This is a genomic window from Terrisporobacter glycolicus ATCC 14880 = DSM 1288, from assembly GCF_036812735.1.
GTDB classification, from domain to species: domain Bacteria; phylum Bacillota; class Clostridia; order Peptostreptococcales; family Peptostreptococcaceae; genus Terrisporobacter; species Terrisporobacter glycolicus.
In genome coordinates, this window is record NZ_CP117523.1 from 4,028,039 (window position 1) to 4,039,277 (window position 11,239).

Annotated in this window: 12 protein-coding genes; all 12 read right to left on the reverse strand. The window is 28.3% G+C overall.

Features of this window, described 5'->3' with window-relative positions:
• Window positions 1-15: 15 nt before the first annotated feature.
• Window positions 16-1,308: a helix-turn-helix domain-containing protein gene (locus TEGL_RS19625; RefSeq protein WP_018590085.1), complete on the reverse strand. Its 1,293-nt coding sequence runs from the start codon at window positions 1,306-1,308 to the stop codon at window positions 16-18.
• Between the two features lie 231 nt (window positions 1,309-1,539).
• Window positions 1,540-2,409, reverse strand: a complete 870-nt coding sequence (locus TEGL_RS19630) for a ParB/RepB/Spo0J family partition protein (protein ID WP_018590084.1) — start codon at window positions 2,407-2,409, stop codon at window positions 1,540-1,542.
• A 1-nt stretch (window position 2,410) separates the two neighbouring features.
• On the reverse strand, window positions 2,411-3,184 hold the full coding sequence (locus TEGL_RS19635; protein WP_018590083.1) for a ParA family protein: 774 nt from the start codon (window positions 3,182-3,184) through the stop codon (window positions 2,411-2,413).
• A gap of 56 nt (window positions 3,185-3,240) precedes the next feature.
• Window positions 3,241-4,026: a nucleoid occlusion protein gene (noc, locus tag TEGL_RS19640; RefSeq protein ID WP_018590082.1), complete on the reverse strand. Its 786-nt coding sequence runs from the start codon at window positions 4,024-4,026 to the stop codon at window positions 3,241-3,243.
• Window positions 4,027-4,174: 148 nt separating this feature from the next.
• Window positions 4,175-4,894 carry a 16S rRNA (guanine(527)-N(7))-methyltransferase RsmG gene (gene rsmG, locus TEGL_RS19645; RefSeq protein WP_018590081.1) on the reverse strand — a complete coding sequence of 240 codons (720 nt, stop codon included), beginning with the start codon at window positions 4,892-4,894 and terminating at the stop codon, window positions 4,175-4,177.
• Window positions 4,887-6,782, reverse strand: coding sequence for a tRNA uridine-5-carboxymethylaminomethyl(34) synthesis enzyme MnmG (mnmG, locus tag TEGL_RS19650; RefSeq protein WP_018590080.1), 1,896 nt, complete (start codon window positions 6,780-6,782; stop codon window positions 4,887-4,889). Before mnmG ends, rsmG begins: the two co-directional genes overlap by 8 nt.
• A 93-nt stretch (window positions 6,783-6,875) precedes the next feature.
• Window positions 6,876-8,255, reverse strand: a complete 1,380-nt coding sequence (mnmE, locus tag TEGL_RS19655) for a tRNA uridine-5-carboxymethylaminomethyl(34) synthesis GTPase MnmE (RefSeq protein WP_018590079.1) — start codon at window positions 8,253-8,255, stop codon at window positions 6,876-6,878.
• A gap of 127 nt (window positions 8,256-8,382) precedes the next feature.
• Complete coding sequence (gene jag, locus TEGL_RS19660) at window positions 8,383-9,048, reverse strand: RNA-binding cell elongation regulator Jag/EloR (protein ID WP_018590078.1); 666 nt, start codon at window positions 9,046-9,048, stop codon at window positions 8,383-8,385.
• Window positions 8,984-9,733, reverse strand: a complete 750-nt coding sequence (locus TEGL_RS19665) for a YidC/Oxa1 family membrane protein insertase (RefSeq protein ID WP_018590077.1) — start codon at window positions 9,731-9,733, stop codon at window positions 8,984-8,986. The genes jag and TEGL_RS19665 overlap by 65 nt, the downstream gene beginning before the upstream one ends.
• 23 nt (window positions 9,734-9,756) lie before the next feature.
• A complete protein-coding gene (gene yidD / locus TEGL_RS19670) occupies window positions 9,757-10,008 on the reverse strand; it encodes a membrane protein insertion efficiency factor YidD (protein WP_018590076.1) in 252 nt (83 codons plus the stop codon).
• Between the two features lie 45 nt (window positions 10,009-10,053).
• Window positions 10,054-10,395 (reverse strand): ribonuclease P protein component, encoded by a 342-nt coding sequence (gene rnpA / locus TEGL_RS19675; RefSeq protein ID WP_018590075.1) that lies wholly within the window; start codon window positions 10,393-10,395, stop codon window positions 10,054-10,056.
• A gap of 75 nt (window positions 10,396-10,470) precedes the next feature.
• Complete coding sequence (gene rpmH / locus TEGL_RS19680; RefSeq protein ID WP_007285206.1) at window positions 10,471-10,605, reverse strand: 50S ribosomal protein L34; 135 nt, start codon at window positions 10,603-10,605, stop codon at window positions 10,471-10,473.
• Window positions 10,606-11,239: the final 634 nt, after the last annotated feature.

Here is an 11,239-nt window from a genome sequence, read left to right on the forward strand (position 1 = left end):
TTAATGCATCAAATATTATATAATATCTAACTCTTTATACATAATAACACCTTTTTGATAATATTCTAATTCTCTTTCTTTTGATATGCTCGAATATAACTTCCCTAATTCAATGTATAAACCAGCTAGTATTTTCTTACTTTCTAAGCCTTTTGCAATATCTATACACTTATTTAAATAATCTATTGATGTTTCTATTTCATCCTTATTCTTATACATATCAGAATAGAATTTTAATGACTTATACTCATAGTACTTGTCTTTATTTTTAATAGATGATACTAAGGCTAGTTTACAATATCTTTGAGCCATCTCATATTCGCCTCTTTTTACATAAGAATCTATCATATTAAACAAACTTTCCATCATATATTGGTTTTCATCTCTCTTTGTAATATCATATACTTTTTGAGAATATTCTAAGTGCTTATCTATATCTCCCATTTCTGAGTAAATCTTACTCATAGATAAGTACACTTTAGCCAATCTATTTTTATTTTCTTCTTTTTCTATTATTTCTAATGCTTTATTAAAGCATTCTTTAGATTCAGAAAATTTACCAATATTTAGAAGATTTTTAGCTTTTAAGACTAAAATATTAACCTCTTCTTTTATACAATCTTCATTATCTATTCTATCTATTTTTTCCATAAACTCTAATGATTTCTGCGGTTGATTTAGTTTCATATAACACTCAGAAATTTTACTGTATAACTCCTTGTATATATCTGCATCTTCTATGTTACTTTCGTCTAGAACCTCTTTTGCAAACATAAAATGAGTTAATGCTCCCTTATAGAATTCATCTATCATATATATATTTCCTATATTAACATAACAATTATATATATCATCTTTATCTTCATTTTTTATAAAATAATATAGTGCTTTTTCATAATAATATACGGCACAAGTGTAATCTCCTTTTTTACAATTAATCTCAGCTAATAGGTTATTACATTTACCGTAATTTTCATTCAACTTGTACTCTTTGCATATATCTATAATTTCTTTTATTTGTTCTTCTGCTTTTTCTAACTCATCACATTTAATATAAATTTCACTTTTTAGTATTAGATTATCTGTTATTTTTTTAGACTGCATCTCTTTTGTCTCTAGCAAATAATCTACACTCACCCCTAATTTATTCGACAAATATTCCAACAACTCATAACTTGTATGTGATTTGTCTCTTTCAATATGACTTATTTGAGCTGCTGTAATTCTGTCTCCAGCTAATTCTTTTAATGTCATATTTTGTTCTTTCCTAAGCTTTTTTATTTTTTCCCCTAAACTTAATATATTCATTAATATTTACTCCCCCCCTTTTTTAAGTTATTATCATTTTATAATATAATTATAACTTATATTTACATTAAAAACATCACTAAAATATTCCTTTTTCTAATTATATTTTTTGTGTATAAATATTTAATATTATAAAAAAATGCATTAAATATTGAATATTAATTATAAATTTTTTACATGTAATACATATAAAAGAAGGTATTAATTAAATTAATACCTTCTTCATTTCCGTTAATCTTCATCCATCATCATGGATAAGATGTCATTCAATTCTTCTTCATTATTGTATACTATTTCTATTTTACCTTTTTTCTTACCTTTAGATATATTTACTTGTGTCCCAAATATATTAGAAAGTCTTTCTTCTGCGTTAATTATATAAATGTCTTTTTGTTTCTTTTCTGATTTCTTAACTTCTTTGTTAGAAATAATTTTTTTTGCTATTTCTTCTACTACTCTAACAGATAAATCATCTTTAACTATTTGGTTGGCTATTTCTAGTTGTTGATCATAATTTTCTATTCTAAGTAATGCCTTTCCATGACCAGGTGTTATTTCTCCACTTTCAATCATTTTAATTACTTTTTTTTGCAAATTTAGCAGCCTTAAAGTATTGGTAATGTGAGGTCTACTTTTCCCCACTGCCTCTGATAACTCTTCTTGAGTAACCTTATAATTATCTATTAAACTCTTATAGGCAATAGCTTCTTCTATAGCATTTAAATCTTCCCTTTGTAAGTTTTCTATAAGAGCAATTTCCATTATATCTTTAATTGGTATATTCTTAATCACAGCTGGTATTTCTTCTTTTCCTGCCATAATAGATGCCCTATATCTTCTTTCACCCGCTATAATCATATAATTATTCTCATCTGTGGGTTTTAAAACTATTGGTTGTAGCACTCCTACATTTTTTATAGAATTAGATAATGCTTTTATTCTTTCTTCATCAAATTCTTTTCTTGGTTGGTTTTTGTTAGGTCGTATATTAATCAATTTTATTTGTACAATCTCTTTTTTATCAACCTCTTCATTTATTTCAGGAATTAAAGCGCTAAGACCTTTTCCTAATCTTTTACTTCTTCTAGGTGTATTATCCATACTATATTACATCCTCCTCTAATTCAATAAATTCTTCTGCTAACTCTTTATATGCTAATGTCCCCCTACATTTTGAATCATAATAAATCACCGGTTTTCCATAGCTTGGTGCCTCAGCAAGTCTTACATTTCTAGGAATTAATGTGGTATATACACTCCCTTTGAAGTATTTTTTTACTTCTTCAACAACTTGAATAGACAAATTTGCTCTTCCATCAAACATGCTAAGAACTACACCTTGTATTTCAATCTTAGGATTTAATCTCTTTTTCACTAATTTATATGTTGACATTAGTTGACTGACACCCTCTAGTGCATAATATTCACATTGTATAGGTATTAAAACACTATCAACTGCAGTCAATGAGTTTATAGTAAGCATACCTAAAGAAGGAGGACAGTCTATAAAAATATAATCATATTCATCTTTTATTTTGTCTACACTATCTCTTAATTTATACTCTCTATCACTTTCATTGGCCAACTCTATTTCTGCCCCAGCTAGCTCACTAGCTGCTGCTACAATCTTTATATTATCAAACTCTGTGTCAATAATAGCTTCTCTTATATCTAAGCCATCTATTATAACTTCATATATAGTATTTTCTACAGTATTTTTATCAATTCCATAACCACTAGTAGTATTCCCTTGGGGATCCATGTCTAAAACTAATACTTTTTTGCCTAATTGTCCTAAACTTGCACTTAGATTAACATTAGTTGTTGTCTTTCCTACTCCACCTTTTTGGTTAAAAATTGCTACAGATTTTCCCATAAAGATTTCCCCCTTTTTCTTCTTTTAAAAAAAGATTACTGCTAAGCAGTAACCCCTTATTTTTTAGGAATTTTGACTACAACTTCCATGTAATCTCCTTTATCTATTTCATTATATTTTGCTTCAATTCCTGTATTCTTTATGGCATCATATGCTTGTTTTAATGTATTAAGATATATTCTAATACCTACTGAACATTTTATATTCTGTTTCTTTTCAGGTTCGCTCTCTGCTCTTAAAGCCTCTAATGTATCATTAATTAATTTTTCCGTTTTCTTAACTGTAAGCTCTTGTTTAACTACTTTTTGAATAATTTCCATCATTAGTTCTTCATTAGGCAACTTAAGCAATGCTCTTGCATGTCTTTCAGTCAAACTATTTTCAACAAGATATTGCTTTACAGTATCAGGAAGTTTTAATATTCTAAGTTTATTAGCTATAGTTGATTGATTTTTACCTAATTTTTCAGCCAACTGTTGTTGGGTAAAATTATGTTCTTTTATTAAATTCTCATATCCTAGAGATTCCTCTATAAAATTCAAATCTTCTCTTTGTAAATTTTCTAATAAAGCTAAAACTGCAGAATATTGATCTGACATATTATTTATTATTGCTGGTATCGTTTTTAGTTCAGCTAATTTTGCTGCTCTTAGCCTTCTTTCCCCCGCAACTAACTCATATCCATCTTCTTTTTGTCTAACAGTAATTGGTTGAAGTATTCCGTACTCTTTTATGGATTTACTTAATTCTTCTAATGCATTAATTGAAAATACTTTTCTTGGTTGATATGGATTAGGAATTATTTTATCAACTGGTATCTCTTTAACTATTTTTTCTTCCATAACATCCCTCTCTTATTGATAAATATATTTTTACTGCAATTTATGTAAATTTATTTTGATTTTCTACTCACAAAGGGAAACTACTTCCCTTTATGAGTATTTATTTCTTCATTTAATATTATTTTCCTTCTATATTTCTCTATATTATTTATTTTATAGGATTTTTAGATGGTTTGCCTGCTTTTCTTGGATATTTTGATGGGGTACTCTTAATTTTTTTGAATACTAATATATTATGATTTAATTCTAAATCAGATAACTTAATATCTATTTTTTCAACAAATTCTATTCCCAAAGTTTCCATAGCTGCTTTTGACTCTTCTAGTTCTAAATTAGCATTTGGTCCTTTCAGACATATAAAATATCCCCCAACTTTTACAAAAGGAACACAAAATTCCATTAATATTGGTAATCCGGCAACAGCCCTTGCTGTAGCGACATCATACTGTTCTCTGTATTCTTCACTTTTACCAAAATCTTCAGCTCGTCCATGAATAAATTCTATCCCTTTTAAATTTAATTCACTAGCAACTTCTTGTAAAAAGTTTATTCTTTTATTTAGAGAATCTAATAAAGTTAAATTTAAATTTTCTAAACAAATTTTTAGTGGCATACCAGGAAAACCTGCACCAGTACCCACATCTATTAATGATATATTATCAGTTATATAATTATTAGTTACAGCTGAGATAGAGTCCAAGAAATGCTTAATATATACTTCTTTCTCTTCCTCTATACCTGTTAAATTCATTACTTTGTTCCATTCAACTAATATTTCTCTATATTTCTTTAAGTTTTGAAGTTTTTTATCAGTAGCTTCCAGACCAAAACCTTCTATACCTTCTTTTAATACTTCTAGGTTATTCATTACTTCCTCCTCTAGTTTTTCTCATTTGTTCTAAATAAATAAGTAAAACTGATATATCCGCAGGAGAAACCCCAGAGATACGAGAAGCTTGTCCTATAGATACTGGTTTTATAGCATCTAACTTTTGTCTAGCTTCTAATCTTAAGCCATCTATTGAAGAATAGTTTATATCTTCAGGAAGCTTTCTATTTTCTAATTTTTTAAATTGATCTATTTGCTTTAATTGTTTATCTATATATCCTTCGTATTTAGACATAATTACACATTGTTCTTTAACATCATCAGATACTTCTTCTCCAGCACCTTTTCCTATTTGTTCTAAAATACTATAAGTTACTTCAGGACGCTTTAGGAATTCATATAAAGATAAACCAACTTTTATTTCTGAACCACCAACTTTAGCTAATATATGGTTAACCTCTTTTGGTGTTACTCTTTCTGCTTTTAATCTTTCTAATTCTTTTTCAACTTCTGCTTTTTTAGCAATGTATCTTTCGTATCTATCTTCTTTAACAAGACCTATATCATGACCTTTTTCTGTAAGTCTCATATCTGCATTATCTTGTCTTAAGTATAGTCTATACTCTGCTCTAGAAGTCATCATTCTATAAGGTTCATTAGTTCCTTTAGTAACTAAGTCATCTATAAGAACTCCTATATATCCCTCTGATCTATCTAGTATAAAAGGTTCTTTACCTTCTATTTTTAGAGCAGCATTTATACCTGCTATAAGACCTTGAGCTGCTGCTTCTTCATATCCAGAAGTACCATTAAATTGCCCTGCACTGTATAAATTTTCAGTTACTTTTATTTCCAAAGTAGCTTTTAATTGCGTTGGATCTATGCAGTCATATTCAATTGCATAAGCAGGTCTCATTATTTTAGCATTTTCAAGACCATTCATTGATTTGTATATTTGAACTTGAACTTCAAAAGGTAAGCTTGTTGATATACCTTGAATATACATTTCTTTTGTATCTAGTCCTTCTGGCTCAATAAATGTTTGATGTGATTCTTTATCATTGAATCTTACAACCTTATCTTCTATTGATGGACAATATCTCGCTCCTGTAGCATTAACTTTTCCACTATACATAGCAGATCTTTCAATGTTCTCTATAATAACTTTATGGGTATCTGTATTTGTTCTTGCTAAATAACAAGGTACTTGATCTATCTGTAAATTTTCACTCATAAATGAAAATGGAGTTATTTTTTCGTCCCCCTCTTGGATTTCCATTTGAGAAAAATCTATACTATCCTTATGAATTCTAGCAGGAGTACCTGTTTTGAATCTTCTCATATTTAAACCTAAATCAACTAATTTATCTGTTAAAGAAGCCGCATATCCTAATCCATTAGGACCTTCTTTAAACGTTCCCTCACCTATATAAATTAATGAATTTAAGTAAACTCCAGTTGCAAGTATAACTGCCTTAGCATTATAAGCACATCCTAATTTAGTTACTACGCCTGTTACAACTTTTCCATCATGAAGTATATCTACAACTTCATCCATAGCTATATCCAGGTTTGGCTCGTTTTCAAGAGTCTTTTTCATTTCTGTGTGATATTTAAACTTGTCTGCTTGTGCTCTTAAAGAATGTACAGCTGGTCCTTTTGCTGTATTTAGCATTCTACTTTGTATAAATGTCTTATCTACATTTATACCCATTTCTCCACCAAGAGCATCTATTTCTCTAACTAATTGTCCTTTACCAGTTCCACCTATAGATGGGTTACATGGCATCATTCCAATTGAATCTAGTGTTAGTGTTATTATTAGTGTTTTATGACCCATTCTCGCTGTAGCTAATGCTGCTTCACATCCAGCATGTCCTGCTCCAACAACAATTACATCATAACTTCCTGCATTATATGTTTGCATGTTTTCTCCTTTCTTAAATAATGTTTCACGTTAAACGTTAATATCTTATTAATCGTTTCATTTATAAGGTAACTTTATTTAAGTTTATTTTATTTATTTACCAATACAGAAGTTTGCAAATATAGTATCTAGTAAATCTTCCTGTACAGTATCTCCATTTATATACCCTAAATAATCCCATATATTCTTAAAATCAACTTCTATGAAATCATAAGGTAATCTTTGATTTATTCCATCTATAGCATCATTTATTGCATTGTAAGCTTTTAGTAAGGCATCTTTATGTCTAGAGTTTGTAACAACTACACTTGAGTTATTTCTTATATCCCCTTTAAATACCATAGATTCTATTTTATTATGAACCTGTTCAATACCTTCATTTTTTAATGCTGATATTTTTATTATACTATCCTTGTCAACATATTTAGCTATTTCTTCCTCTGATACAACTTGGTCAAGGTCATTTTTATTTAACAAAACAATAGTCTTTTTATCTACTGCTTGTTCTAATATTTCTTTGTCTTCTTGTGACAATTCTTTTGAGCCATCTATTACGATTATTACTAAGTCTGCTGAGTTAAATGATTCTCTAGATTTTTCTACACCTATTTTTTCAACTATATCTTCTGTTTCTCTTATACCTGCTGTATCAACAATTTTTAAAGGAATTCCCTTTATATTAACGAACTCTTCTATTACATCTCTTGTTGTTCCAGCTATTTCAGTAACTATGGCTCTGTTTTCTCCTAAAATATAGTTTAGTAATGATGATTTTCCTACATTTGGTTTACCAACTATAACTGTTTTTAGGCCGTCTCTTAAAACTTTTCCGCTTTCAGCTGAGTCATACAGTGATTTTATTTCACTTCTTAATCCTTGTGCACTCTCAATAAGCATTGCATAAGTTATTTCCTCAACATCTTCTTCACTAAAATCTATTGAAACTGTTAAATGAGCTAAAACTTCCGTTACCTTAAATCTTAACTCTTTTATTTTATTAGCTAAAACACCACTTAAATGACTTTGAGCCACCTCTTGGGCCTTATCTGTTTTTGCTTTAATTACATCAATTACAGCTTCTGCTTGAGATAAATCTATTCTTCCATTCAAGAATGCTCTCTTTGTAAACTCACCTTCATCAGCAAGTCTTACGTCTTTACTTAATATTAATTCTAATATTTTTTTTACTGAAATAAATCCACCGTGGCAATTTATTTCAATTACATCTTCCGCTGTATAAGAATTAGGTCCTTTCATAAAAGCAAGTAACACTTCATCTATTTTTTTATCACCATCTAATATATGGCCATATATTAAAGTACGAGTATTATAATCTGTTATATTTTTTCCTGAAACAGATTTAAATATCTCCTCAGCTACTGGAAGAGATCTACTTCCACTAATTCTTATTATGCCTATTCCACCTTCTCCTGGTGCTGTTGCAATTGCTGCTATAGTATCATCTATAAACATGATATCACCTCTATATTTAATCTATTTTAAATTCTTAACTATTATTTAAAATTATAATCTTAATTTTATCATTATATTAAATAAATTACAAAAATTAAACCCCCTAAATAGTTAGGAGGTTTGAATTTTATCTTTTATATTCAATCACTAGTCTTCTATATGGATCTGTTCCTTCACTGTAAGTAATTACATACTTATCATTTTGTAAAGCTGAATGAACTATTCTTCTTTCATAAGGATTCATATAGTCCAGTTTTTTTGTTCTTCTAGTCTTTGCTACTTCACGAGCAACTTTTCTAGCATATCTAACTAATGATTCTTCTCTTTTATTTCTATAATTTTCTATATCAACTAATACTCTCATACGAGAATCCTTATTGATTTTATTTAAAGCTAGTCCAGTTAAAAATTGTACTGCATCAAGAGTTTCTCCTCTTCTTCCAATTAAACAAGTAGCTTCTTTTCCTTCTATGCTAATTTTAATTAAGTTATCCTCTTGAGTGGCATTAACTTTAGCACTTATCTTAGATTTTAATAGAATATTTTCTATAAATTCCTTAGCAATTTCTATTTCTTCTTTTTTTATTACTGTTACTTCATATATCCCATCTTTAGCCCCTAGGAATCCTAGAAACCCCTTAGAAGGATTTTGAATAACCTTTACTTCGATGTCTTTTTCTTCAACGCCTAATTCCAGTAATGCTGATTGAATTGCTTCTTCTTTTGTCTTACTTGTTATTTCTATCTTTTTTGTTTGATTTTGCATTGCTGTTAGGTTTTCCTGATTTTTCATCTTTAACTACTGCCTCCTTAGAATCAGCCAGTTTAGCTTTTAAAGGACTTGTTATTAATTGATATTGAGCTATAGAGAACAAGTTACTTGTTATCCAATATATTGCAAGACCTGCTTGGAAAGTATATCCCCAGAATAATGACATTGCTGACATTACATAAGTCATACTTTTCATCATATTTTCAGTTTGCGCATCCCCAGTAGACATCATTTTTTGCATGAAGTAAGCACTTATACCTGAAAGTAATGCTAGGCTGATACTTCCTGTTGCAGAAATATCTTTTATCCATAAGAAACCTGCTTGCGCTGCTTGTGCTGCCACATCTGCATTTGGAAATACACCATAAAGTACAGGTTCTCTTAATACATTAAATAGTCCTATTAATATAGGCATTTGTATTAATAATGGCAAACAACCAGCTAGTGGATTAATCTTTGCTTCTTTATAAATCTTCATTAGCTCTTCTTGCTGTTTTTCTGGCTTATTTTTATATTTTTCTTGAATTTCCTTTATTTTAGGTTGGATGTCTTGCATTGCTTTTTGAGATCTTATTTGTTTTACCATTAAAGGGACTAATAATAATCTTACAAATAGCGTAAATACAACTATAGACAATCCATAATTATTCACAAACTCAAAAATAACTCTAAGTATATGACCTAATACATTACTTATAATACTCAATTGTATACCTCCTATTAGTACGCTTATTTTAGAGGATCATATCCTCCTGGATGAAATGGATGACACTTTAAAACCCTTTTTATTGACAAATACATACCTTTAAACAATCCATATTTTTTGAAAGCTTCTATTGCGTATTGAGAACAAGTAGGATAAAACCTACATGTAGGTCCCTTCAAAGGAGATATATATTTTTGGTAAAATCTTATCAAGTAAATACATAATTTCGATAAACATGTATTTATTTCCTTCCATATATATGCTATTTTATTCAACAATTTTAACCTCCATAAAATAGACGTTATTAAATATGTATAGTTTTAAAATAAATTTGCCTTTTTAATTAAATGCTTCATTGCTTTTTCAATCTCAGTATATTCAGCATCCTTTATGGCAACTCTAGCTATAAATACTATGTCATAACCAGATTTTATATTACCATCTATATTTAACCTATACGATTCTTTTATTCTTCTTCTAGCTTTATTTCGTACATTGGCCTTACCTACTTTTTTTGAAACGGATATACCAACACGATTATTATCCGACTTGTTTGGAAGCGTATACATAACTAATAATCTATTTGCTATAGATTTTCCATATTTATAAACTTTCCTAAAATCTGAATCTTTTTTTAAGCCTTGTGTTTCTTTAAAGTTCATATTAATATCCTCCGTAAACACAGCTATGTAATAAATTACATAAAAAGGCCACTATTTAAGCGGCCTTTTTAATTATTAATGAGTTAATCTATTTCTTCCTTTAGCTCTTCTTCTTTTTAAAACATTTCTTCCGTTAGAAGTTTTCATTCTTTTTCTGAATCCATGCTCTTTTTTTCTTTGTCTCTTTTTTGGCTGATAAGTTCTTTTCATTCTATTGCACCGCCTTTCACAATTTTTTTCCGTTTATAAAAATAATAACTTTACTGTCAAAGTAAACATAACACATATTATTATAAATCCTTTTATATTCGTTGTCAACGTGTTTTATAGCCTTTAAATCTTAGTTTTTTATTCTTTATTTTTAATCTTAAAATTCATAATTTCCAAAAAAATATATATTATTCCTATATATTAATGTAATTTCTTTATTTTTTTCATTGTTGAATAAATTATTCACAGTACGACATAATTGTGGATAATTTATTCAGAACGTATTGAAGTTTGACATATATTCTGATATTATAAATATACTTGTTGATAATGTTAATAATAAATAATAACATATTAAACTTATGCACAATCTGTGGATTAAATTGTGAATAAGTTTTCATATCTTAGACAATAATTGAGTAAATGAAGAGTTTTTACTATATATTTTACTATTTATAAGTTTATATACACCCTGTTTATATCTTTAAAATTATTTTTTATAATTTTATTTATTAAAATATTATCCACATTTTATCCCAAAGTTAGAATTTATATTTTTTATTCACTTATCTTTCGTCAATTTTTGTTAATAACTTTGTGGAAAATGTTAATTATTTAGTTCGGAGGTTTACTT

What these genes read in the sequence shown, in the direction of transcription:
- noc (WP_018590082.1), bottom strand. Translation starts at nt 4,026, where the DNA reads ATGGAAGAAAAAATAGTTAAAGAGATACCAGTTGATAAAATAATTCCT.
- rpmH (WP_007285206.1), bottom strand. Translation starts at nt 10,605, where the DNA reads ATGAAAAGAACTTATCAGCCAAAAAAGAGACAAAGAAAAAAAGAGCAT.
- TEGL_RS19630 (WP_018590084.1), bottom strand. Translation starts at nt 2,409, where the DNA reads ATGGATAATACACCTAGAAGAAGTAAAAGATTAGGAAAAGGTCTTAGC.
- TEGL_RS19635 (WP_018590083.1), bottom strand. Translation starts at nt 3,184, where the DNA reads ATGGGAAAATCTGTAGCAATTTTTAACCAAAAAGGTGGAGTAGGAAAG.
- rnpA (WP_018590075.1), bottom strand. Translation starts at nt 10,395, where the DNA reads ATGAACTTTAAAGAAACACAAGGCTTAAAAAAAGATTCAGATTTTAGG.
- jag (WP_018590078.1), bottom strand. Translation starts at nt 9,048, where the DNA reads ATGAAAAATCAGGAAAACCTAACAGCAATGCAAAATCAAACAAAAAAG.
- rsmG (WP_018590081.1), bottom strand. Translation starts at nt 4,894, where the DNA reads ATGAATAACCTAGAAGTATTAAAAGAAGGTATAGAAGGTTTTGGTCTG.
- mnmG (WP_018590080.1), bottom strand. Translation starts at nt 6,782, where the DNA reads ATGCAAACATATAATGCAGGAAGTTATGATGTAATTGTTGTTGGAGCA.
- mnmE (WP_018590079.1), bottom strand. Translation starts at nt 8,255, where the DNA reads ATGTTTATAGATGATACTATAGCAGCAATTGCAACAGCACCAGGAGAA.
- TEGL_RS19625 (WP_018590085.1), bottom strand. Translation starts at nt 1,308, where the DNA reads ATGAATATATTAAGTTTAGGGGAAAAAATAAAAAAGCTTAGGAAAGAA.